The organism is Pseudoalteromonas sp. S408 (genome assembly GCF_005886645.1).
Lineage (GTDB): Bacteria > Pseudomonadota > Gammaproteobacteria > Enterobacterales > Alteromonadaceae > Pseudoalteromonas.
Window position 1 is genome coordinate 312,535 of sequence record NZ_PNDY01000007.1, and the last position, 25,146, is coordinate 337,680.

At 37.6% G+C, this 25,146-nt stretch carries 20 protein-coding genes and 2 pseudogenes; 13 read left to right on the forward strand and 9 right to left on the reverse strand.

The genetic code is table 11. From position 1 onward, the window contains the following. The first annotated feature begins 89 nt into the window (after nt 1-89). Both CWB62_RS07850 and CWB62_RS07855 read left to right on the forward strand, forming a co-directional pair. Nucleotides 90-461 (forward strand): hypothetical protein, encoded by a 372-nt coding sequence (locus CWB62_RS07850; RefSeq protein ID WP_249310727.1) that lies wholly within the window; start codon nt 90-92, stop codon nt 459-461. Nucleotides 462-619: 158 nt separating this feature from the next. Then, the gene (locus tag CWB62_RS07855) at nt 620-808 is read left to right on the forward strand and encodes a DUF1289 domain-containing protein (RefSeq protein WP_082653630.1); all 189 of its coding nucleotides are present in this window, start codon (nt 620-622) and stop codon (nt 806-808) included. A gap of 17 nt (nt 809-825) precedes the next feature. Here the strand turns inward: CWB62_RS07855 and CWB62_RS07860 are convergent, their stop codons facing one another. Then, nucleotides 826-984, reverse strand: coding sequence for a hypothetical protein (locus CWB62_RS07860; protein ID WP_235591490.1), 159 nt, complete (start codon nt 982-984; stop codon nt 826-828). A 401-nt stretch (nt 985-1,385) separates the two neighbouring features. On the opposite strand from CWB62_RS07860, the gene CWB62_RS07865 reads away from it, so the two are divergent. The 3 genes from CWB62_RS07865 to CWB62_RS07875 are packed head-to-tail and all read left to right on the forward strand — an operon-like array spanning nt 1,386 to nt 4,506. Next, nucleotides 1,386-1,817 (forward strand): STAS domain-containing protein, encoded by a 432-nt coding sequence (locus CWB62_RS07865; protein WP_058405284.1) that lies wholly within the window; start codon nt 1,386-1,388, stop codon nt 1,815-1,817. A gap of 2 nt (nt 1,818-1,819) precedes the next feature. Then, the gene (locus tag CWB62_RS07870; RefSeq protein ID WP_138528947.1) at nt 1,820-2,803 is read left to right on the forward strand and encodes an ATP-binding protein; all 984 of its coding nucleotides are present in this window, start codon (nt 1,820-1,822) and stop codon (nt 2,801-2,803) included. Beyond that, the gene (locus tag CWB62_RS07875; protein WP_058405282.1) at nt 2,800-4,506 is read left to right on the forward strand and encodes a sensor domain-containing protein; all 1,707 of its coding nucleotides are present in this window, start codon (nt 2,800-2,802) and stop codon (nt 4,504-4,506) included. Before CWB62_RS07870 ends, CWB62_RS07875 begins: the two co-directional genes overlap by 4 nt. A 36-nt stretch (nt 4,507-4,542) precedes the next feature. Here CWB62_RS07875 and CWB62_RS18845 read toward each other — a convergent pair. The 4 genes and pseudogenes from CWB62_RS18845 to CWB62_RS07895 form a co-directional block, all read right to left on the reverse strand. Further along, a pseudogene (locus tag CWB62_RS18845) lies at nt 4,543-4,662 on the reverse strand (NADPH-dependent oxidoreductase); the annotation flags it as partial. A 68-nt stretch (nt 4,663-4,730) separates the two neighbouring features. Beyond that, nucleotides 4,731-6,001 (reverse strand): annotated as a pseudogene (locus CWB62_RS07885) (O-acetylhomoserine aminocarboxypropyltransferase/cysteine synthase family protein). A gap of 429 nt (nt 6,002-6,430) precedes the next feature. Next, complete coding sequence (locus CWB62_RS07890) at nt 6,431-8,518, reverse strand: sensor domain-containing protein (RefSeq protein WP_058405157.1); 2,088 nt, start codon at nt 8,516-8,518, stop codon at nt 6,431-6,433. Between the two features lie 154 nt (nt 8,519-8,672). After that, the gene (locus tag CWB62_RS07895) at nt 8,673-10,454 is read right to left on the reverse strand and encodes a M61 family metallopeptidase (protein ID WP_138528949.1); all 1,782 of its coding nucleotides are present in this window, start codon (nt 10,452-10,454) and stop codon (nt 8,673-8,675) included. A 204-nt stretch (nt 10,455-10,658) separates the two neighbouring features. Between CWB62_RS07895 and CWB62_RS07900 the strand changes: the two genes are divergently transcribed. The 6 genes from CWB62_RS07900 to CWB62_RS07925 all read left to right on the forward strand — a co-directional run bounded on the left by CWB62_RS07900 (nt 10,659) and on the right by CWB62_RS07925 (nt 17,733). Continuing rightward, nucleotides 10,659-12,194: a GGDEF domain-containing protein gene (locus tag CWB62_RS07900; protein WP_058405155.1), complete on the forward strand. Its 1,536-nt coding sequence runs from the start codon at nt 10,659-10,661 to the stop codon at nt 12,192-12,194. 65 nt (nt 12,195-12,259) lie between these two features. Then, nucleotides 12,260-13,603 (forward strand): nucleotide 5'-monophosphate nucleosidase PpnN, encoded by a 1,344-nt coding sequence (gene ppnN / locus CWB62_RS07905; RefSeq protein WP_058405154.1) that lies wholly within the window; start codon nt 12,260-12,262, stop codon nt 13,601-13,603. Between the two features lie 10 nt (nt 13,604-13,613). Continuing rightward, a complete protein-coding gene (xni, locus tag CWB62_RS07910) occupies nt 13,614-14,387 on the forward strand; it encodes a flap endonuclease Xni (protein WP_058405153.1) in 774 nt (257 codons plus the stop codon). A 69-nt stretch (nt 14,388-14,456) separates the two neighbouring features. Next, nucleotides 14,457-14,843 carry a DUF3192 domain-containing protein gene (locus CWB62_RS07915; RefSeq protein WP_058405152.1) on the forward strand — a complete coding sequence of 129 codons (387 nt, stop codon included), beginning with the start codon at nt 14,457-14,459 and terminating at the stop codon, nt 14,841-14,843. Between the two features lie 7 nt (nt 14,844-14,850). Continuing rightward, the gene (locus CWB62_RS07920; protein ID WP_058405151.1) at nt 14,851-16,539 is read left to right on the forward strand and encodes a hypothetical protein; all 1,689 of its coding nucleotides are present in this window, start codon (nt 14,851-14,853) and stop codon (nt 16,537-16,539) included. 186 nt (nt 16,540-16,725) lie between these two features. Continuing rightward, the gene (locus CWB62_RS07925) at nt 16,726-17,733 is read left to right on the forward strand and encodes an isocitrate dehydrogenase (protein ID WP_006793428.1); all 1,008 of its coding nucleotides are present in this window, start codon (nt 16,726-16,728) and stop codon (nt 17,731-17,733) included. A 52-nt stretch (nt 17,734-17,785) separates the two neighbouring features. On the opposite strand, the gene CWB62_RS07930 is transcribed toward CWB62_RS07925, so the two are convergent. After that, nucleotides 17,786-20,800, reverse strand: a complete 3,015-nt coding sequence (locus tag CWB62_RS07930; protein ID WP_138528951.1) for an immune inhibitor A domain-containing protein — start codon at nt 20,798-20,800, stop codon at nt 17,786-17,788. A gap of 481 nt (nt 20,801-21,281) precedes the next feature. Here CWB62_RS07930 and CWB62_RS07935 point away from each other — a divergent pair, with 481 nt between their 5' ends. Both CWB62_RS07935 and ilvN read left to right on the forward strand, forming a co-directional pair. Further along, nucleotides 21,282-23,009, forward strand: a complete 1,728-nt coding sequence (locus CWB62_RS07935; RefSeq protein ID WP_058405149.1) for an acetolactate synthase 3 large subunit — start codon at nt 21,282-21,284, stop codon at nt 23,007-23,009. Further along, complete coding sequence (gene ilvN / locus CWB62_RS07940; protein ID WP_006793425.1) at nt 23,009-23,506, forward strand: acetolactate synthase small subunit; 498 nt, start codon at nt 23,009-23,011, stop codon at nt 23,504-23,506. The genes CWB62_RS07935 and ilvN overlap by 1 nt, the downstream gene beginning before the upstream one ends. 90 nt (nt 23,507-23,596) lie before the next feature. Here ilvN and CWB62_RS07945 read toward each other — a convergent pair whose 3' ends face one another. From CWB62_RS07945 to CWB62_RS07955, 3 genes are all read right to left on the reverse strand, one after another. After that, the gene (locus tag CWB62_RS07945; RefSeq protein WP_006793424.1) at nt 23,597-23,872 is read right to left on the reverse strand and encodes an HU family DNA-binding protein; all 276 of its coding nucleotides are present in this window, start codon (nt 23,870-23,872) and stop codon (nt 23,597-23,599) included. Nucleotides 23,873-24,079: 207 nt separating this feature from the next. Continuing rightward, the gene (locus CWB62_RS07950) at nt 24,080-24,619 is read right to left on the reverse strand and encodes a DUF3833 domain-containing protein (protein WP_058405148.1); all 540 of its coding nucleotides are present in this window, start codon (nt 24,617-24,619) and stop codon (nt 24,080-24,082) included. A 1-nt stretch (nt 24,620) separates the two neighbouring features. Then, the gene (locus CWB62_RS07955) at nt 24,621-25,112 is read right to left on the reverse strand and encodes a chalcone isomerase family protein (RefSeq protein ID WP_138528953.1); all 492 of its coding nucleotides are present in this window, start codon (nt 25,110-25,112) and stop codon (nt 24,621-24,623) included. Nucleotides 25,113-25,146 lie beyond the last annotated feature (34 nt).

Genomic DNA, 25,146 nt, shown 5'->3' on the forward strand with positions numbered 1-25,146 from the left:
ATAATTTTTCTTTTTTAATTCAGACTCTCAATAGCATTTATTCTCTACCTTAAGTATCCTTGGTAGCAATTACAAAAGGATAGCGCACTATGAAAACTTATCTAACGCTTATACTCACGGGCCTTATTTTATCTGGCTGTAGCAGTTTAACCAGCGAACAAAAAGCCAAATTAGACAGCTTAACGCCCTGTGAAAAAATGGATGGCTTAATAACCGAATTCGATAATCGCTTTGATGCATTAAAAGACACCAAAGTACAAAACTCATATTTAGATGTGTGGACTGCAAAGTACAATGTATTTGGCGATAACTGCCAAGTGACTAGTTTTAACAATAAAACTGTGACCTATCAATGCCAAGAAAGCTACAAAGATCAACAACAAGCGGTAGCTATGCATCAACAAGCAGTTGAACTCACTCGCCAATGTTTAACTAAAACAAACAACTGGTTAGAAACATAAAAAGAGTCAGAAACGTCGCTGCATACCACCTTTGTACTTGATGATAAGTCGCCGGTTATTTCTGTTTATACCAGTAAGACGTTATCAAAAATTAAAACTTGGTCGACCTATTTAGAAGTAGGAAAGCCCGTCGCCACTAAATAATAACGAGAGAATGTATGCGCCAAACACCCAGTAAACAATCCACTCATTTAAAAACAGACTGTATCGGTGAATGTTATAGAATGAATGGCTACTGCACTGGGTGCGGGCGCACTAGCGACGAAATATTCGACTGGATTATTTTAACTGACGAACAAAAGCAAGCAATATTGGCCTCCCCCCGCGAAGACGCAAACAAAGACTAGCATAAATTTATCAACTGTTAGGGCGCATTACGTTGTGATGGGTCTCGTTTAAAATCTTTGCTTAATTGCTTAGGATCTAACGCTTCACGTTGTTTGCTGGAGCCCTCAGCCCACCACATTAATTGATTAAAGGTGCGCGAAAAATAGCTATCCCACGATGTTTGCTCAGGCATCATGGGGGAAACGGGTGGTGCCAGGCTATTAAATACTTGATTTAATTGAGTACCACATTTACCTACTGTTGACTTATTATCTTAATGGCCTTGGTCAATTACAAATTGAGCCACTTATATTTAAAGTTAGTGTGCCACTACAATTTGAAGACTTACGTAAAAGATCGAAAATACAAGAATTTTTTTGCTTAATCTATTTCATAAACTATTATTAAGAAAACACCAACCCAGATAAAAAACAGCCCAGAATATTTACGGTTTAAAAAAGAAACATAATTTAAAAACGTTAATCTTTAGCATATTTCACTAACAATATTAAATTACGTTTTTAATCACTCTTTGCCTTTATAAATTATAGTTTAGACATTGAGTAAATTAGTTTTATATTTTAAAAGGAACATAAAATGTCTAAAGAAAATGTCGCAATTAGTCGTAGGCACATAATAGGTGAAGTTCCTATGATAGCGTGTGAAATTGCAGAAAAATGTCTATACACTGGATTTTTTGGATCTATTGACTCTGGCAGAATGGCACAAATTACAGAGTCATTGACACTTCGATGTGAAAAAGAAACTTATAGCGTAGCCATTGTTGACCTCAGTAATGTTGATGCGATTGACACTGCTGTGGCCACACATTTGGTTCGATTAGGAAAAGTGCTTGAACTTATAGGCGTGAAAATTGTTTTTTGTGGGATAAAAGGGAATATAGCACGAACTATGGTTACTGCTGGCGTGGAATTTGACCAATTTGATACGGTTAAAGATTTAAAATCTGCATTGACTTTTTTCTATAGCTCATCTGGCCTAGAGTTAGTAAATGTTATTGCTAAATAAAAATGGACATTGCTATCGAAGAGCCTGTTGATGCTTATTATGTTGCTCAAGAAGCACGCAAATTAGCTTTTGAATTGGGCTTTAATGAATTTGAAGCTGGTATGATAACAATCGCTGTTGCAGAAATTACTACAAATGTAGTTCGCTATGCTTTACCGGGCGTCGCTACTTTGACAGTTATAGAGCGAGGCAGAGGTATTCAAGTTACCATAAAAGACAATGGACCAGGCATTACAGATCTTGAAAAAGCTATGGTAGATGGATTTAGCACTCACTCAGAGCCAAGTATAGGTAAGGGTCTAGGGTCAGCTAAAAGGTGCGTTGAAGAATTTATAGTCAACAAAAATGATCCCAGTGGCCTTTCAATTACATTACGGCACTATCTAACAACTCCCGAAAATCAATTAGACAAAGTATCGATATCCTTTCCTGCTATTGGGAACAGTGTCAACGGGGATAAATATTTTCTGAAACAATATCATAGCGATAAACTTTTTGTTTGTTTAATTGATGGATCGGGAAAAGGCATCAATGCATCGAATTCATCGCAGTGCGCACTCAATATAGTCAAAGAACATTATACTGATGATTTGAAGACCATTATTAGCCTATGCCACTCGAGCCTCAAAGACAATTATCCCTATCGCCCTGTGCAGATTGCATTATTACGTATCTCACCTGATTGGTTGGAATATTGTGTTGTTGGAGATTTAGGTATCAAAATTATTTCGGACTCTCAATTAGCATTTCCAGTAAATGACGGCAGTGTAGGTTTAACACTTCCTTCAAAAATCCACAATATAAGAGTTAACCGTCCTATGAACATGACTCTTTTTCTATATTCTGACGGAATAATACTGCCTCAAGATCTCAAAGAAATTAGAGAAGCTAGTTCTTTAGAACGTAGTGCATGTTTACTATTTAATGAAGCCGCTTTACCAGATGATGATGCGACATTAATTGTTATAAGAGATAAGATTTTATGACTATTCAATTTGATCAATTTACGACTCTACACGAGCAGCTGACAGGAATTATTTCTGCCATCCCATTTGGTGTTGTTGTGCTTTCAGATTCTCACGAAATTGAGATTATTAACGCCTCCGCTACCCAGTTTCTTGGCTTAACAAGTCAAAGTCCATCAGATGTTATAGATCAAAATTATAAAGATAGCTTTATGAATATTCCAGTTCTGGTTGACAAGTATGAGAATTTAATTGTGGCAGGTAAGCGAAGAAAGTTTGCGCTCCCTTGCGACAGCGAACAACATAACCTAAACATTTATGTTACCTGTCAGAAAATGCTAAAGGGTACGTTATTCATAATAGAAGACCGAACTGAAACAAAAGCATTAATTCATAAAACGTCACATGATCACTTAACGCAATTATTGAATCGTCAAAGTTTTGAAAAAATATTAGAAACAACATACCAAAAAAGTAATATAAACGACAACGCGGTCGTTGTATTTATAGATTTAGATAGATTTAAACTCATTAATGATATTGCAGGACATGCTTATGGTGATGAGGTTTTAAAACGAGTAGCAACTTCCCTTGTCAGCTGTGTAAGAGATTCGGATGATATTGCTCGAATTGGCGGGGATGAATTTGCATTGTTGATCAGAAATTGTTCCCTAAATCGCGCGAAGGACATAGTTCATGTAATACTGCAAAAAGTTGAAAATATTAACTTAATAAGCTCAGGGAAAGTACTTGGTGTTAGTTTATCCGCGGGAATAGCCCCTATTGACCCTAGCAAGTATGACAATGTTAGCCAAGTTATTAATGCTGCAGATACAGCTTGCCGATTAGCAAAAGGAGATAATGAAGAACGAATTCATATTATTGATAGTTACTATGGTGAATTTGAAAGTTATCTACAAGATACCAATCTTTTAAATACAATTAATTTTGCTATTGCTAACAATAGTTTTTATCTTGTTGCACAAGAAATATCACCTCTGGTTTGCAATTCGGAACACCAACATTATGAAATTCTGCTTAGGTTAAAATCTGAAGACGGTACAAATATTCCTCCTAACCTATTTATACCAGTTGCTGAGAGAGCTAGAATAATGGCAAAAATAGATCGTTGGGTAATCGCAGAAACCTTTTCAAAAATTAATTCAAAAGTTAATGTTTCAATTAATTTATCCGGTCAATCGCTCTCAGACATGACGTTAGCTGAATTCATAATATGTATGTCTCATAGATATCAGGTCAACCCTAAACAAGTTACGTTTGAAATTACAGAAACAGCAGTAATTTCAAACATTGAGAAAACTCAAAACTTTATTAGCTCGCTTAAAGAAAATGGATATACATTTTCATTAGATGATTTTGGAACAGGCCTTTCTTCTTACCAATACTTAAAAAGTCTTCGCGTTGATTATATAAAAATTGATGGTATGTTTGTAAAAGATATAAATGATGATAGTTTTTCTCATGCAATGGTATGCTCAATAAATGATTTTGCCCACAAGATAGGTTTAAAAACTGTTGCTGAATTCGCCTCTAGCAATGACATCGTGGAAGAACTCAAAAAAATGAAAGTAGATTTTGCCCAAGGTTTCTTTATCCATAAACCGCAACTTTTAGCAGAATTGATTAACGAAATACAGCTTAGGCCAAAAGGGTTCTATGAAGTTAGTTCTAATCCTAAAGCCAGTGCAAACAATGGATTGTAGAGGTAATACTTTTAAATTAGTTGACTACTACGTTTAGTGCTCAGAGTAATGCTCAAGCAAATATCGCTCACATGCTTTCGCTACCCTTTCCCCTAAACGCGCAGGTTTAGGTGGGGTACTTTTTCTAACCGAACCGAGAAAAATTAAAAATTTCATGTATCGGCACTCCTTTTTAATTGCAAAAATAAATACCTCAAAAAAGTTTGAGGTATTTACTGTACGATTTAGGCCTTATCGAGCGCTTGGCTTACATCGGCAATAATATCGTCAATGTTTTCAATACCCACCGATAAACGAATTAAATCGCGGCTAACGCCAGCATTGGCCAGCTCTTCATCATTTAATTGGCGGTGAGTGGTAGATGCTGGGTGGCAAGCAAGCGATTTAGCATCGCCAATATTTACCAAACGTAAAATCATGTTTAGAGCATCAATAAACCGCGTACCGGCTTCAAGGCCACCGGCAATACCAAAACTTAAAATACCTGACGCTTTACCATTGGTAATTTTTTGGCTCATTTCGTTATACGGGCTTGATTTTAATCCCGCATAATTAACCCAAAGCACCTTAGGATGGCTCTCTAAATATTCAGCAATTTTTTGCGCGTTTTCGCAGTGGCGATCCATTCTTAGCCCCAACGTTTCAAGGCCAATTAAAATATCAGATGCGTTTTTAGGCGCAAGCGCCGCACCGGTATTTCTAAGTGGTACAACGCGGCAACGACCAATAAACGCCGCCTCAGCAAATGCATCGGTATACACTACATTATGGTACGACGGATCAGGCTCATTCATCATCACAAAACGAGTCGCATTGGCTTTCCAGTCAAACTTGCCCGAATCAACAATCATACCGCCAATCGCGGTACCATGGCCGTTAATATATTTAGTGAGTGAGTGCACCACAATATCGGCACCTAACTCAAATGGCCGACATAAATACGGCGTAGCAACGGTATTATCAACAATAAGTGGCACACCTTTGCTATGAGCAATCTTAGCTAAACGCTCAATATCAACAATATTACCTGCAGGGTTACCAATAGATTCACAAAAATATCACGGGTATTGTCGTCAATGGCATCCTCGAATGCGCTAAAGTCATCAGCCTTAATCATACGCGCTTCAATACCTTGGCGTGGTAATGTATGGGCAAATAAATTATAAGTGCCGCCATACACTTGGCTGGTGCTTACAATATTAGTACCTACTTCACATAAACATTGAATCGCATAGGTAATCGCCGCCATACCCGAGGCTACAGCCAACGCACCAATGCCGCCTTCCATTGCCGCAATACGCTGCTCAAGTACCGCATTGGTCGGATTCATTATGCGGGTATAGATATTTCCAGGTACTTTTAAATCAAATAAATCGGCACCATGTTACGTGTTATCAAACGTGTGCGATGAGGTATTATAAACAGGCACTGCTGCTGATTTCGTGGATTCTTCAGACTCGTAACCATGGTGTAGTGCTAAAGACTCTAATTTCATAATTAATTCCTTTGGTAAATTATTAAAACACACCACTTAAGGGTAATTAAATGCACGTAAAAATATAAATTCACAAGAAAAGAATAGTATAATCGTTAAATCTATAAATTAAGATTAAACTAGTTAATTTGGTTTTGGAGTTCCTACCAGCTAATACTAGAGCATGAACTAAACTTGGCACTTCTTATTGTCTATTAAATTGTCACCTCAAAACATAGCAGACGCTGAATCCGACGTGCAGATATAACTCAACAGATTTAAGAGCGATAGCACAGTCAAAACGTTAAAATACGCGCTCATGCCGCAATATGTGGAAGTAATTAATTAAACGAAGTCTTAAATCGATTTATGTTTGAATTCGAAAACCGTATATAAAATGTTATTTAAACACGGTAGTTACATCGCACCCTTTAAAAGGTTTACTGCAAGTTAACTATAAAAACGTATCGAAAAATCAATGAGGTCTTGCTCAGGTATTGGTTTACTAAAATAATACCCTTGAGCAAAATCACAACCAAGTTCTTTTAATATTGTGAGTTGTTCTTGAGTTTCAACTCCTTCAGCAACCACTCTTAACCCTAAACCATGCGACATTGCAATTGTTGCCTCTACTAAGCTGTAGTCTTCATTGTTTTCAGTAATCCCCCCAATAAAACCACGATCTATTTTTAATACATTAAACGGGTATTGCCTTAAGTAGCTAAGTGATGAATAACCCGTCCCAAAATCATCCATGGATAGAATAACCCCTAAATTTGTGATGTTGGTTAAAGTGTCAGTAATGGTGGACTCTCCAGTCATCAACACTCCTTCTGTAATTTCAAGCTCAAGGTTTTTAGGCTCAATATTCGCATTTAATAACGATGTTTTAATAAAGTTAAACAGACTTAAATCTTTAAATTGACTTGGAGATAAATTTACAGCGATAGTAAAATCTTTATTTAACTTTTCTACGTTTTTCCATCGTTTGAGTAAGTGAAGTGATTCTTTAATAACAAACTCACCAATAGAAATAATTACGCCTGTTTTTTCTGCAATAGGGATAAACTCATCTGGTGCCACGCTACCGAGTACAGGGTTTAGCCACCGTAGTAATGCCTCTGCGCCTGTAATTTCATTGTTTTTAACATCAAATTGCGGTTGGTAATAAAGGATAAACTCCTTTCGCTGTAGAGCACCTCGCATTTGCTCTTCTATTGCTAGGCGTCGTTGAATAACGGTATTCATTTGACTGGTAAAAAACGAATATGTGTTGCGCCCCAGTGCTTTTGCCTGATACATCGCTGTATCTGCATTTCTGAGTAAATCAGAAGCCGTTTTGCCGTTATCTGGAAATATTGCCACACCAATACTAATTGTTAACATTAACTCACGGCCTTCAATTGTGAAGGGGTCTCTAAAATTTTGTAGAATCTTTTCAGCAATACCCACTGCATTTTGCTGAGTAGAAATTCCTTTAGACAGAATTATAAATTCATCTCCTCCTAGTCGACCAATTGTATCTGCTTTTCTCAAAGCGCTTTGCAGGCGGTTAGCTGTTTCAATCAAAACCTTATCGCCAGCCTCATGGCCAAGTGAATCATTTATTTTTTTAAAGTCGTCTAAATCTAAAAAAAATATCGCGGCTTTTTCATCATTGCGATCGGCTTCTACTGTTACCTGTGATAATCGATCGAGGGCTAGTAAGCGGTTTGGTAATTGTGTAAGGCTATCAAAATAAGCTTGTTTACGAATTAATTGTTCTGATTGGTGTTGTTCGGTTATATCTCGAATAATTATCATTATTTGGTCATACTTAGAGACTTTATTTATCCTTGCCTCAAAGTAGGCTAAGCCTTGGCGTACTGTAAGCTCATATTTAAATGTCACCATCTCTTCTTGTTCGATTGCTTTAGCGATATGTATTTCAAATTTTTTTGCAACACCCTTTGGTAAAATATCAAGCATACTATTACCAATAAACTTTTCAGGGGATACATAAAGGGTATTTTTGTTATTAGTATGGTAATCAATGATGATTCCATCATGATCCATTAAAAAGAGTAAATCAGGGATTGCTTCAAAGATTGTTTTCAGCATTTGCTCTTTAAAAGTAGCAATGGCTTGGGCCTTTTTTACATCCGACAAATCAATGTCTATACAATACATTTGCTTGACTTTAAATTCATTTTCAAACATTACGTGGCTTGAATAAACGTATATATCAGTTCCATTTTTATGCTTAAGTAGTATTTCTGCAGCGGGTATTGCTACGCCTTCATTTATCCACTTTGTATGAGCCTCAACTACCATGTCTTTCATCGGAGCGGGTACGATAAGGTCTTCTAACTTCTTTCCAAATGCTTCCTCTGATTTAAACCCATAAAGCAATTCACTTCCCTTGTTCCAATACACAACTCGTCTTTGTTCATCATAACCTTGCACTGAAATTGAATTTACACTTTCAAATAGTTGGTGCAATGAATCGTTAGTAACAAACTGTTTAGATAATTGATTAACAACCGTGTTGGAACTCATATTGTGGTTATCTCCTATAAAATTTTCTCATTTTATAATAGAAGTTAATTGTTGAATTTCCATACACATATATTCAAAAGTAAGCTTAAGTGTATTATTCACTGTTAAAATAATAATAAAGGAGCCTTAGCTCCTTTATTAGTGTTGTTAAATTCTATTTAACATCATTTGGGTGTTCAACTCCCATCCATGCTTTGAAGCGTGCTTTTTGATCTGTAGTTGCTTGGGGATTTGCTGTTACCTTTTTGGGCTTATCAAACTTTTCAGTTAACACTAAGGTAAGGCTTTGCAGTGAATCACGACGAATAAAGTCAATGGTTACCTTATCTGACGGACTAAAGGTTTCAAGGGTCGACTTCAGATCTTTTCCTACATGATGCTTGTTTATAGCTACGATTTTATCGTTGGTCGTTAATCCCGCTTTCCACGCACTACCACCACGTTGAACATGTGTTAATGTTAAAAGCTGCCCGGTATTTTTAGCTACTGCATCTATGCTGGCAACAACCTTAGCGTCTTTGGGTCGCTCAAAAACCAAACCTACTTTATTGAGTAATTCGTCAAAATCAATTTTTGCAGGTGAATCAACATACTCTTTCCACCAGTTTGAATAATCGAGACCCGTCAGGTTTTGTAAAATGCTTAGTACGTCTTTTTCATTAAAACCTAATGGTAACTTATGGTTGTTATAGAGTGCTTTATGCACATCCCGGTAACTGACTTTACCTGCTGTTTTTTCTAATAGGTTTATATCAAGGATCATTGAGAGCAATGAACCCTCTGAATAAATATTTGTACTGTAATTACGTCCGTGATCTCCACCTTGGTTAATCCACTTGTCAAAACTTGTTTCACTGGCACTTTGAACGTCTCTACCTGGTGTTTGTAAGTGTCGATTTATGGTTTTTGTCAATCCATTAAAAAACTCATCAGTCGTCTCAATTTTTGAGCGTACTAACAAATGATCCTCAAAGTAACTTGTTGAACCTTCTGCTATCCAAAGTAATTTTGAATAATTCATATTAGTGTAATCGTAAGGTACCAACCCCTCTGGACGATATGCTTTTACATTCCAAGTATGAATAAATTCGTGGGCAGCGGTACTAATAAAGCCTAAATAATCTTCGCGGCTACCAAAACGGTCGCGTGGGCGTTGAATTATGGTCGAATTTAAATGCTCAGTTGCCCCCCCTGCGCCAGACGTTGCATGCACCATAAATACATAGCGTTCATACGGGTAGCTATCCCAAATTACATTACCTGTTGTGACTAGGTTTTTGAGATCACGCAGCATTAATTCAACGTCGTAGTTCCCCTCGCCCCAAATTACCAATTCGTACTCACGCCCATCAACGCTAAAGGAATGGAGTTGGTTAATACCTGTTTCAATAGGCGAGTCCACGAGTACATCGTAATTAGCTGCTATAAACGAGTGTGTTGAATTTAAATTAGCCATCCCAGAAACAGAACGCCACAGTTTAGGAACCTCTAATTTAACCGTTACAGGCTCTTGACGAAATGATTCGCTGAACATAAAAAAGCCAGAAGCATCTATAAAAGCATGGCTATCATCAATGTGGCGAGCACGCTTACCTAGTTCATTGGCGTAAACCTGATAACCTACACTTACTTCTGTGGGTGTATCAATATGGACACGCCATGTACTGTGATCAATTTTTTCCCACTTTAGAGGATTACCCTCTTTATCCGTTGGGTTAAAATAACGTACTCCATTGGCAAGATTAAGGACTTCATAACGGCCGGTGCGCCAAGAAGGTAATTTAATATCAAGATGAGCTTGTGCTGACTTAGGAAATTGAACGCGAACATCACCAAGATGATGCTGAGGCTCATCGATACTCAATGAGTAGTCAACATCAGCAAAAGCAGATGCCGATAATGCAGCACAAATTGATAAAACTAATAACTTTTTCATATAAACTCTATTTAAGACCTTGATTGCAGCCAAGGTTATCAAGCGAACATTTAAATGTGAATTAAAAGCGATAAACCCTCATGTATACGAGTTTGTACGCACAAGGCTAATAAAAATATAGAGTTTTTACCGAGATAACTACACTTAATATAAATTTGTTGTAGACTTAGAGTAACAAAATTACAAATCATGGTGGCTGCCTAGGTGTCAGAAAAATCTACTGCTACAGAGAGAAAACTAAAACAAGCAATTGGTGCGCGCATGGCACTGGAAGACGCGCGAAAACATCAAGTAGACACCCTCTCTATTTTTTCATCTAAATTATCCTTAGCGTGTAAGGGTCTTGACACAGAACTTGACAACAGACTTGCTAACTTTAGAAGTGCACTCAACAAAGGCGTTGGTTTTGATGATTTATCCCCTTTAATTGACGAAACAATAAAGCTGTTAAAAAAACAAGAGTCCATTCAACTTTCGCAACAACGTGACCTACAAGAAAGTGTTTTATCAGCGGGCAGACAACTCCAAAAAACCAAAGGCTTGCCAGAAGGCACACGCCGTTCATTAAGAAATTTACTCGATCACGAAATGAATAACGTTCATTCCACTCATGACTTTATTCCGTTACTGGAAAAATTAATTAGCTTTTATCACCATGCGCTAAACACAAAACTACGTGCAGATAGCAAGATTACTTGTGAAGCGACGCCTGCATTAGCACAAAAACTACTTGAACTCGCTAACGACTTAGTTCTTGAAGATGAAGCAACAATAGAAATTAAGCGTATTAAAAGCATCATATCTGAAAGCGATAATTTAGGCTCTTTGCTCGATACGGCCATAAACATAATTACTGTTGTCGTAAAAAATATAAATAAAGAACGCGAGTCAGCTCAAAGCTTTTTATCATCGCTTAACCAGACAATTGAAGAACTTCACAAATCAATAGTCGCTACAAGTAAACATTCGACGTCAATGGGGGCTGAGTTTGAGACCCTCAATAAAAATATTAAAAGTAAAATAGAAAACTTAAACGAAAAAACACAATCCGCTACTTCTATTTCATCTTTAAAAGAGCTTGTTGATAATGAACTAAAGTCGTTGACTCAAGACTTTATGGCAAAAGAAAAACTAGAACGCCAAGACAGGGAAATACTTGTATCGAGTTTTAATGAGATTAATGGCCGTATTGGTACGCTTGAAACAAAACTAACAAAATACAAAAAGCGCTTAAACGATCAACGCTTTAAAAGCCTACTAGACGGCTTAACAAAATTACCTAATAGAGCCGCTTTTGACGAACGCTATAACCACGAAATGCATTTATTTAATGTTCAGCAATCAAATGTTACGCTAGTCGTTATAGATGTTGATCATTTTAAATCAATAAACGACAGGTTTGGCCATACAGCTGGCGACATTACGTTGCAAGTGATCGCAAAAGCATTACAAAAGTCGATACGAAAATCTGATTTTATAGCGCGATATGGCGGTGAAGAATTTGTCTTATTAATGAGTGAAACCACTGTTGACAATGCAGTTGCACCGCTTGAAAAACTCAGAAAAGTTATTAAAAATATTCCGTTTAAATTTAAAGATAAGCAAATTGAAATAACTATCTCCGTAGGCGCTACGCAGTTAAAAAAAGGGGATACCCCAATTAAAGCTTTTGATAGAGCTGACGATGCTTTGTATGAAGCCAAAAATACTGGTAGAGACCGCCTTTGTATAAGTAAATAATGCCATACGGGTATAAATAATGTATGGCTCAGTAGTAATTTACATAAATAGCAAGGAGTACGCCCATGTTAATACAGTTAAACCCAACTGGTGTATTAGATTTACTATCTCAGTTAGAGGTTGATTTATTAGAACAATCCTCAACTAGCGAGCGTTATAAACTATTTAGAAATTGTGTATTAGCGGTACTCAATGTAGGCAGCCATACCGACGAAAGTTCGCAAATATACGACAAGTATAAAGACTTTGACATTCGCTTACTCAGCCGAGAGCGCGGAATAAAAATTGAGCTTGAAAACCCACCTCAAACTGCCTTTGTAGATGGTGAAATAATCACCGGTATACACGAACACATATTTTCAGTTATCCGCGATATTTTATTTATTTGTCAAAAGTACGAAAAAGATCTAAAAGAACAAAAAGCCATTACTCATATGGTGTTTGACATGCTTAGAAATGCGCATGCGCTTCGTGTAAATAGCGAGCCCAATATGGTGGTTTGTTGGGGCGGGCATTCAATAAACGAAATTGAGTATAAGTATACCAAACAAGTAGGTTATGAATTGGGCCTGCGTGGATTAAATATTTGTACTGGTTGCGGACCTGGTGCAATGAAAGGTCCAATGAAAGGCGCTACTATAGGCCATGCAAAACAACGTATTAAAAACAATCGTTATTTAGGACTAACAGAGCCCAGCATTATTGCAGCAGAACCCCCTAACCCAATAGTAAACGAACTCGTTATATTGCCAGATATAGAAAAACGGTTAGAAGCATTTATACGCACAGCCCATGCAATTATTATATTTCCAGGCGGTGCGGGCACTGCCGAAGAATTATTGTATTTATTAGGCATTTTATTGCATCCAGATAACGAAAAGCAGTGCTTACCCGTTATTTTAACCGGACCAAAACAAAGCAAAGATTACTTTGAAAAACTGTGCGAATTTATTGAAATGACGCTCGGAAAAGAAGCGCTAGACAAATTTGAAGTTATTATTGACGATCCCAGTTTAGTTGGACAAAAACTAAAATCTAAAATGGCTAATGTTCGCGAGTATAGAAAAAGTGAGGGCGATGCATACTATTTTAATTGGACGCTTAAAATTGATAACGATTTTCAGCAGCCCTTTGCACCTACACATGAAAACATGGCAAACCTAGATTTACACTTGGATCAACCAAAACAACAGCTTGCAGCAAACTTACGACGTGCGTTTTCGGGTATTGTTGCCGGTAATGTTAAAGATGAGGGAGTACGCGCTATTAAACAACATGGACCTTATACTCTCAGTGGTGAACCTGCATTAATGCAAGATATGGATGTACTTTTACAAGCCTTTGTTGACCAAGGCCGCATGAAATTACCTGGCAGTAAGTATACTCCGTGTTACAAAATAAAAGCATGAGTCATATAGTTTGAAACCCCATTTATTATTAATTGATGCGCTTAATTTAATTAGGCGCATTTATGCAGTTGATGTAAACCAAAAACACAACAACGAAGACCAATTAATACTTACGTGCAGTGAGCGTGTAGCGCAAGCATGCAAAAAATTGCTTCGCATAACGCAAGCAACGCATGCAATTGCAGTGTTTGACGGAGATAAAAGTTGGCGCTATCACTTTTATGAACATTACAAACACTCAAGAGCCCCGATGCCCGAAACACTAAAAGGTGCGTTACATCATTTTAAATCAGCAATTGAGGAAACCGGTATTATTGTGTTTGAACCAATAAATGATGAAGCTGATGATATTATTGCTACGCTTGCTTGCAAAGCCGCTGATAAAAAAATAATGAATACGATTGTATCTACTGACAAGGGATTTTTACCGTATTTAAACAATGAAATACAGATTTATGATTATTTTAAAAGGCAGTATTTAGATGAACCCACAATGGAAGAGCGCTTTGGTGTAGAAAAAAATAAACTCGTCGATTTTTGGGCACTTGCAGGCGATAAAACGAATGACATACCTGGTGTAAAAGGAGTTGGTATAAAATCAGCTCAGCAGCTTGTTAATAATTACACCTCTATAAATGAAGCATTGAGTGATGAATTACTAAACACAGCGCTACGCAAAAAACTTGAAGCCAATATGGACATGTTCGTTATATCTAAACAATTGGTTAGTTTAAGAACAGATATAAATTTAGGGTTTAGTTTAAAGCAGCTTAGGCTTAATTAGTCGCAAGTAAATAGCGTGTATTTATAACAAAACGTATACTAATACCCGTGGTAGCATTTAAGGTAAATAGTGTTGAAAAAGTTTATACGGTATTTAATTTTAGGGTTGGGGCTATACGCGCTCATTGCAACCTTAGTGATTGCTTTTTACAAAGACGATCCACAAGCAATGATTTGGCAAGATCGAGAATCATTTAATAAGCGCTACATTGAAAAGCTTTCGCTAGATTCTCAAACTACACTCAACACCGTACTTGATTACCTTGGTAGCCCAGACTTAACATTTGCCAAGCGCGATAATGAACAAGTATTACAAATTATTTTTTATCGCACACAGCATATTACGTCAGACGGTATAACAACGATGGATGAATGCACAGGCTTATTATTTAAAAATGGCCAGCTAATTTTATGGGGACCAAGTGCATATAGTAAATATCAGGAAGAAATTAGGTGAAGGCATAATGGATGAGCCCCTTGCAAATCGTTTAAAACAACTGCACGAAAATACGCAGCGTTTTTTAATTGGCTATAATAATAAAGACCATTGGCAAGCCTTATACCCTATGGCCTGTAAATTAGCCGAACAGTATAGAGTCTTATACGAACACTGCCCTAATGCACTACTATCCAAATTAACGTTATTTAATTCCCACTACAGCTATTCAACTAATTTAGTGATAAGCCAGTGTGTCATTACTGCAAGCTTATGTGCTAGCCAAAATTACGACAAAAAACTAACCGAACTTTACATAAACGCCGCACTTGTGGAGCATTTGTGTGTCTGCTCGCAACTAAACAAGCTAGCTGAACAATCTGAATTTAGTGCTAACGATAAAAAGATTTGGCAGCTGCGCCACCAATTTGCAGCAAAAATAATGTTAAGCTGTGGCAATAGCGCTGCACCGATTACACATATACTCGCAAAACTAAATAAATATAAGCAAGCTCTCGTAAATACACCAAAGATAATGCTTTACGATGGTGGAATTACGCTTGTTGCACTCGCTAATATAATAGCAATGAATATAACCCATACCCCTGCTAAAAAGCACATAAGCTTTTATCAGGCCTTGTCCGATTTATATTTACGCACGCCAAATATTTTTGCACAACATTTAATTAAATCTTACGTTGCCCACGTAGGGGCATTTTTGGCTGGTAGCCGAGTTGTGTATCAAGATCAAAATATGGTTTATCTAGCAACCGATAAACAAAACAGGCATATAATAGTTACCCCTGAAAATAAACAAAAATTAGCTTGGTTTAGAGTAAAAGCGACATTAAAAGACAACCCCAAACAATGGAAATGTGCAGATAAAAAGCTTCTATACAGTGTATGGAACAGTGAACATATTACTATTAACGAGCCAAGCAGTTTAGATAAACCAAGGCAACTAATTGAGTTAATTAGTCAAATTAAAGTTAACCAAGAATATAGTTTTAAAGGTTTGAATAAAATAATGGCTCATCACCCTGAGATTATTGCGCGAGTATGTGAAGCCGTTAAACCTTATAATAAAGAACATCAAGCAGCTAAAGATCTGCGCCATAGCTTGTCTATGGTTGGATACAATAATGCGCCTGCTATTATTCAGCGCGTCGTATTTGAGCAATTGGTTAATTCAACACCCCATCCACTACAAAAGTTTATATTAAATCGACTAGACTGTTTGGTAAAAATAATGGCTTTATTGGTAACACACAATAAGCAGTATCAATTTGAGCACATCACTTTACCTTTGTACGCATATACTCATTTTTTGTTAACCCAATGCAGTACTCGCTTAACACGAAAAATAGCTATCGATGAAGTGCCAAACAAAACGTTAAGCACTCCATTTAGTGCATTTTTTGGTGTAGCTAATATTAATAATGAGCATATTAAAGCATTGCTTTTGCAATTACTAAGCGATAACCCTTGGGCAAACATGTTGTTACAGGCAGAGCAAACAGCAAAAAAACAGCTAACAAATGAGCATAAGCTATGGGTTGCTTTAAAAGTGATTGCTCAACGGGTTTTCAAACCTGAGCTAAAATTAACCCCATGGCAACAGCAAACTCTGAGTGAGCAACTAAGACTAAATGGCTGGGATGATGAGCGACCTTTTTACGCCCAATTAGCGGGTTTACAAATATATAACAATATTTAGTTCGTTTATTACCACTATAAATAGAAATTATACCCATTATTTATTCTATAAACTGGCAAAATAAGTGGTAAATTGGTATAAATGCGCCCTTAAAATTTTCAATCATTCACATAAATTACCTAACAAGCAGTTACTCTTTTAGAGTAATTTTTTATGTGCACATCAAACTCTTTAAAGGAAACGTTAATGGCCAAACAAACCATCACAGTGATCAAAGGCGACGGCATCGGTCCGAGCATCATCGACTCAGCACTTGAAATACTAAAAGCCGCAGGATGCGATTTTGATTATGAATTTGTTGATGCTGGCCTAGCCGCTCTTGAGAAAACAGGTGAGTTACTTCCACAAGAGACGATCGATACCATTGCTAAAAACAAAATTACACTTAAGGGTCCATTAACTACCCCTGTAGGTGAAGGTTTTACGTCTATCAACGTAACACTGCGCAAGCAATTTGGGTTATACGCAAACGTTCGCCCTGTAAAATCATTTGTGGGCACTAAAGCCCGTTACGATGATATTGACATCATCACTATTCGTGAAAACACACAAGGCATGTACTCAGGTGCAGGCCAAGTAGTGAGTGAAGATGGCAATGAAGCTGAAGCAAAATCAGTAATAACACGTGAAGGCGCTGAAAAAATTGTAACATTTGCTTATGAACTTGCAGTGCGTGAAGGCCGTAAAAAAGTAACCGCTGTTCACAAAGCAAATATTTTAAAGTCTACGTCTGGCTTATTTTTAAAAGTTGCTCGTGAAGTAGCTGAGCGTTACCCACAAATTGAATCAACAGAAATGATTGTTGATGCAACCTGTATGAAGCTTGTAATGACACCTGAAGAGTTTGATGTAGTTGTTACTACAAACTTATTTGGTGACATTTTATCAGACCTATGTGCTGGCTTAGTGGGCGGTTTAGGTATGGCACCAGGTGCAAATATTGGCGAAGATGCTGCAATTTTTGAAGCTGTGCACGGTAGCGCGCCAGATATCGCAGGTAAAAACCTAGCAAATCCAACTTCTGTAATTTTAGCATCTATTCAAATGTTAGAGCACTTAAATATGGGTGACACAGCAGAGCGTATACGCAGCGCCGTTGCTGATGTAATCAAATCAGGTGACCGCACTACACGTGATTTAGGTGGCAGCCACGGAACAACTGATTTCACACAATCAGTGATTGACCGTCTGTAATTTAATAGGACGTTCAAAAAAGCCAGCATTTTTGCTGGCTTTTTTATGCCATTTAAGCGCGTTTAAATCTAATTGAAATTAACAACATAAAAATTAATAACCCGCCAAGCGCACCGCCACTAGAGCTTGAACCATTATTATTTTCTGGCTGCGCTACATTTACAGACAAGTTTTCACTGATAACCTCACCCGTATTTGTGTCTGTTATGGTTAAAGCCACAGAGTAACTGCCAGCACTTTGATACGTATGACGTGGGTTTTGAACTTGAGATAGGTCGCTGCCGTCACCAAAATCCCAACTGTAAGCATAATTTTTAAAGCCACCTATTGCATCTGCATTAAATTGAACCGTTAAGTTATTCGTTGAAAAAGTGGTATTAACTGCTAATGGAACATTAACGTTTACATTTACATTTTGAGATACCGACACCCCTTGGTCATCAGTCACGGTAAACGACACTAAATAATCACCCGAGTATAAATAGTTATGTGAAACGCTTTGTGATGCTAACGAACTGCCATCGCCTAAATTCCACTCGTAACTGTACGGCGCTAACCCTCCTTCAACGTCAGCTTGTGCTGTTAATAGCCCTTGTGTTGTTTCATAATCAATTGCAGTGATACTCAGGGGAGCAACAATGGTTACTGTCGTTGTTGCTGTCTGCTCATCATTGCCGTTACTGGCTGTAAATTTAACATCATAGCGTCCGTAACCTTCAAAAACGTGCGAGGGGGATAATTCAGAACTTGTTTTTCCGTCACCAAAATCCCAAATAAACGTGTCAGATGGTGAAAGCGATAACCCTTCTACTTTAAAATCAGCTGTGAAATCTGAGAGTGAGTAACTAATACCATTTAATGGCTCATAATTTAATAATATTTCAATGCTTTCATTATTGCTTTCTTGGTTTGTGAGCGTAAAACCAAAACCAACTTGTGGTAATTTAACACCCGATTCAGCTTGTTCTGCAAAGCTGAAGTCCGTCTTATCGTTAAATGAACTAATAGCAGATAAGTCATTATCTCCTAGCCCAGCTCGTTGAGCATAAAGACTGAATGCGGCATCTCGTAACTGAATAGCTGTATTTGCTGGCGATTGCGTAGCTCCTTTATTGATAGCACGCTGATCTGCGTCAACAACCAATGCAAAACCACTGCCGGGATGCTCAGTTGTATTGTTATCAGTGTGCGACTCATCGCTGTACCACAGTAATAACCCCGGCGAGTAACCTTCTTTTTGCAATCCACTATCTATACCCGAATAGTCACGCAACTGCAGGTAGTAATATGATGGCCTAGCAAATACATAACTACCCACTTTTGAAAAGCCGGCTAAGGTGATAGTGCTTTGAGTTTCTGCGTTATTTTGCCAAATTAATGAACCACTTTGCTCAATGCGCATATCGTCAATAACAAAGCCATAATAGTGCGCATTAGCGTCTGTTAAGTATTGTACTTGCAACTCTATTGTTTGCCCTGCATAAGCAGATAAATCAAATTGGTGTATTAAATAACCGTTAGGAAGCTGCGCATCAGCATTTAAAAATGAATCGCCTGTAATATAAGGGCCAATATTGCCATAGTAAGGGTTTATAGATTGTGTATAGTTACCAGCAATAGGCATACCATTAACCTTTATTTGGACTAGATCGTAATCTTTCTCAATGCTGTAAAAGGCAACAAAGCTCAGCATAAGCGACTCAGTTGTACTTGGTAAATTAATGGTATTTACTAAGCTCGTATTAAGATTATCGCCAGTATTTGAATAATATTGAAAAACACCTTCTACCGGGGTTTTAAATTTTTCAAGTTTTGGTGGTAATGCAACCTTTATTTGGCTTTGTGAAATAGACGTACTTGCTGCATTATTTATCACTTGCACAGCATTGGTATTAATCTCATCCATATCAAGGCTAAGCTGGTTTACCCAATTACCTTGGTAGCGTGTTTGTAGATACTCTAGCGCATAAGGGCTGAACATGACCGGCTCGGACCCTCTGGGAGAGCCCGCCCACGTACCTGATGACATAACAGACCATGAAGCAACGGGTTCACCAACCGTATTAGACTGTAAATCATATTCATCCTTTAAACCTAAATCGTGTCCAAACTCATGAACAACAACACCAATGGCTGCATCGATAGGGTTTATTGTGTAACCAAATAACTTAATGTCACTACCAACAACTTCAGAGGGTTGGCTATTTTCGTCTAAAACATAAAAGCGGTGTGACCAAATAGCATCAGTGGCTAAATAACCACCGCCCGACTCTTCACCAATACTAGAATGAAAAATCATAACATGATCGATTATCCCATTTGGCTCATCGGTAATACCGTCACCGTCTATGTCATCAAGGTCGGTTAAATCATAGTCTGCTAAATTAATATTAAATTGGGCAACCGCTTTTTCCACAGCTTCTTGCACTAGGCTTGGAGCGTCTTTATCTCGGGTGGAGCCTAAACGTTCACCGTAAAATTTAGCATTATTATTTGCAGTTACCCACCCGTAAACTTGCCCTTCAAAATTTAAGCTGTTGCCCGAAGCAGCTGCATAATACTCAGCTGCAGACGAAAGAGTCTCTCCATTAGGACCTTCATATCCACTGAGATTAAACAACATCTGCTGGTAATGATCGGCTGAGTAATCGGCATAAAACATGTCTGTATCTTGAGGAGTTAACTGGTTTTCGTCGTGTTTTAAATCAGGAAAATCAATTAAAATAGTTAGCACTTTAACTGTATTTACTCGCTCATCAGGAACTAAGCCTGTTGAATAACTCGGTTGTTTTTTAAACAAGGCCTTATTTTGTAACGAGTTATACGATGATATGCCTGATGATTGACGAAACCCATTTTTTAACGGCAGTTGCAGTGGTGATTGATTACTGATGAATTCATTATAAGAAGCTTCTAACTCATCGGGAGTTAAACCCTCTTTTTTATTAAGCCAATACAAAATACGTTCTTTGTTAGTCACCCCTAAATCGTGCGGAGTCGGTGCTTTAGCAGTAGCGATAGTGCTAAAAAACATAGTAAAAAAAGTAAGTAACGCTATTTTGTTCACTGTGTGTTCCTCAAACAGATTGTTAGACACATCATACCTAATAACAATCATTTAAACAGTTTATAAACTAGCTTAAAGTATATGCTAGCAACCTATTTTTGCTTAACCCTAAAACAACAGCAAGTAAATGAAAATAAACAAATTGCATATTATCTCCTTAAAACCTTTAAATACCATTCAAATAAAGCATTAAAAAGCCAAAAAGGCCCAGTAAATGAATTTAAAATGCAAAAATACACATTCAAGGTTGACATGCACACCTAAAACACTTAAAAATAGCCCTATACAAAATTTCGCATCAAAGCAGTGTTTTGCTGAGTAGAGTAAATAACTATGAAAACACAATTTAATCTTCTAGTCGTTCTCGTACTGGTCTTAGTAATAAGCCCAGCGGGGATGTATTAAAAGGTAATACTGCTTTTTAAAAACCCTCGCTTTAAGCGGGGGTTTTTTTATGCACAAAAAGCGCAGAGGAATGAGGATGAGCAAACAAGAGTATAATGGCTCTGAACTAGTCGTTCAGGCATTAAAAGAATTAAAAGTAAAATATATATTTGGCTACCCTGGTGGCTCGGTATTGGATTTATACGATGCACTTTTTCAACAAAATGACATTGAACACATTTTAGTTAGGCATGAGCAAGCAGCAACACACATGGCTGACGGTTATGCACGTGCTACCGGAGAAGTCGGTGTCGTTCTTGCTACCTCAGGCCCTGGTGCAACAAATTGTATTACGGGTATTGCAACCGCTTATATGGACTCGATTCCAATGGTTGTATTATCAGGACAAGTACCCACTAGTTTAATTGGTGACGACGCCTTCCAAGAAACAGACATCGTTGGCTGCTCTCGCCCAATTGTAAAACACAGTTTTAACTGCAGAAGCGCGCAAGAAATTCCAGCTATTTTGGCAAAAGCGTTTTATATTGCAAGCACTGGCCGCCCTGGCCCTGTTGTAGTTGAGCTACCAAAAGATATGCTAAATCCGACAATCAAATTTGAATACGACTTTCCTACAACAACTGAGCTTCGAACATATAGCCCAAATACAAAAGGCCACTCAAAACAAATTAGAAAAGCAGTGGCTGCTATTTTGGAAGCTAAAAAGCTAGTTATATACTCTGGTGGCGGGATTATTATTTCAAACACATCTGAGCAATTAACTCGATTAGTAGAATCATTAAATGCGCCCATAACTAACACCTTAATGGGGCTTGGTGGTATATCAGGAGTCCACCCTAATTTTATTGGTATGCTAGGGATGCACGGTACTCTAGAAGCAAACAAAGCGATGGCTAACGCCGACGTTATACTCGCATTAGGTGCCCGCTTTGATGATCGGGTGACAAATAATGTTAAAAAATTCTGCCCTAACGCCACTATTGTTCATGTTGATGTAGATCCAACCTCAATTTCTAAAACCATTAAAGCACATATCCCTGTTGTAGGCTGTTTAGACACGGTACTTAAACAACTACAAGACGGCATAGATAAAAGCACAATTCAAATAGATCGCAGTGCACAAGAGGATTGGTGGCGACAAATTATTAGCTGGCGTGAACAAAAATGTTTGGGATATAAACAACAACCATCTGAAAAAATTAAGCCTCAAGCCGTTATTGAAGCCCTTTATAAAGCAACTGAAGGAGAAGCTTACATCAGTTCTGATGTTGGGCAACACCAAATGTTTGCAGCACAATATTACCCATTTAAGTACCCTCGCCAATGGATAAACTCTGGTGGCCTAGGCACTATGGGCTTCGGTTTACCTGCCGCTATGGGTGTTAAGCTTGCATTTCCTGATAAAGAGTCAGTATGTGTAACGGGCGATGGCTCTATTCAGATGAATATTCAAGAACTTTCTACGTGCTTACAGTACAACTTAGCGGTTAAAGTGGTTTCTCTCAATAACCGTTCATTAGGAATGGTTCGTCAATGGCAAGATATGGTGTATGGCGGACGTCATTCTTCCTCGTATATGGACTCGTTGCCTGACTTTATAAAATTAGTTGAAAGCTATGGCCACGTTGGCATTCAGGTAAACACGCTTGAAGAGCTCCAACCCGCTATTGATAAAGCAATGAGCATAACTGATCGTCTCGTATTTTTAGATATACTTGTAGACGAGAAAGAGCATGTATACCCAATGCAAATTAAATTAGGTGGCATTGACGAAATGTGGTTACGTAAAGGAGTAAAAGCATAATGCGTCGTATTTTATCGATATTATTAGAAAACGAACCCGGTGCACTATCTCGTATTGTAGGGTTATTTTCGCAACGGGCATACAACATTGATAGCCTAACAGTGGGTACCACTGACGATCAATCTTTGTCTCGTATTACGATAACAACAATGGGTGATGACCGAATTGTTGAACAAATTACCAAGCAAGTAAATAAGCTAGTTGATGTTCTAAAAATTATTGATTTAACTGAAATGAGCCACATTGAACGTGAACTACTTCTTGTAAAAGTATTTGCGCAAGATGAAACAACGCGTGCAGCGGTAACGCGTGTGGTCGATGTGTTTAAAGGTGATATTTTAGATATGGGGCGTCAGAGTTACAGCTTACAACTTGTAAGTAGCACAGATAAAATAGAATCATTTTTAGATACGTTACGCCATGAAACAGACATCATTGAAGTTGTGCGTTCAGGTGCAGTTGGAATTGGCAGAGGCGATAAAGCCTTAAAAGCCTAACTTTACTGATACGGAGCCGTTTAAATACGGCTTTTAGAATATAAAAAAAAGGGCTTATTAGCCCTTTTTTCAATTAATTTGTAAAACCAATTATAGGTTTACTTGGTCTTTAAGACCTTTGCCTGCTTTAAAGCTTGGGATAGTTGCCGCTGCGATTTGGATCTCAGCACCCGTTTGAGGGTTACGGCCAGTGCGTGCTGCACGTTCTTTTACTGAGAAAGTACCAAAACCAACTAATGCTACTGAATCACCTTCTTTAAGTGCAGAAGTTACAGCACCAGTAAATGCGTCTAGCGCACGGGTAGCAGCGGCTTTAGAAATTTCCGCGTCAGTAGCAATTTTTTCAACTAATTGAGCTTTATTCATTGTTAGATTCCTATTCGTTATTATTTTGCCTTCGCAAAACCTATCTTTATGTATTTTTTAAAAGTTAGCAACAGCAAATTGCAATTTTTAGTTAAAATCTTATAAAACACATAAAATTTTATTAATTTCCGCTAAAATACAGCATCTTGTGTTAACAAAGACTTAATTTTTGTACAATTTTGGTGCGTGTTCATCAACATGTCAAAACTATATTTTTTCGATAACTAAGGTCACTTCCCCGACCTCGACACCAAACTTAACAATAGATGTGCGGTTAATCAAGCGTGATTGTGTTACCAAATACATCCAGTCATCAAAATTAACATCTAAAGTACTCCCGTCATAAGGAAGCTCAACGTTATAATTCCAATGAAATACACTGCCATCACTCTTACCTTTTGCTACACCAAGAACGTCAGCAGCAGTACCTGTAAGCGTGTTATCATCGTTAAGGGTTATTTTCCAAATGCGTTTTTGTGTTTCACCATCATCATACACAAAATCTTCTTCTATAACGCCCTGGTTGCCCTCCCACGTAGCGTTCATGTCAACCACTAACTTACGGGTTAATTCACCTTTAAAGTCTTGCACTACGCCGTAGGCTTTTAATTTACCGCTAAAGAACGTTTTAAAGTCAAAATTGGGGGTTGTTTTACTGTAATGCTCAACGCTAGGTGCAGAGCAGCTAACTAAAAGGAGCGCAAGTACGCACACAAAAGTCATTTTTAACGCGTTATTAATAGTCATTTTAATTCCCTAATAGTTTTTTTCTTAAAGCCGGTTCAGACGTATTTTCAGCTAACCAAATAGCTAAAAAATCACTCGAAAAGGCAATATCATCAATTACACCTACTTTTTCATCGTTAAACAAAAAAGTACTTTTGCCTTGTTCGTCTGTAATCAAGGTTAAAGAGTCGCCTTTGCTTATGTTTGGCCAAAGCGATAAAAGCTGCTTATCGTATTTATTAACTAAATCTTCCTTACCAATTAACTCCCACTGCTCATTAGTTGCTTTTACAATTTCTTTGGCTTCAAAATCACGTAAGTAGATAAGCTTAAATTTGACAGGGTGTTCACCCAAAACATAATCGCCAGAAGGAGTATATAAGGTGGCGTCGTATACATCCCAAAACAAATACTCCATTCTACCCTCACCCACTTTGCTAAATTCAGCATTAGCAAGAGCAGAAGTACATAATAATAGGTACAGCAAAGTTGTATTAATGAGTGCTTTCAACATTAAAGTCCTTATTTAAATAAAAAATTAACTAGGT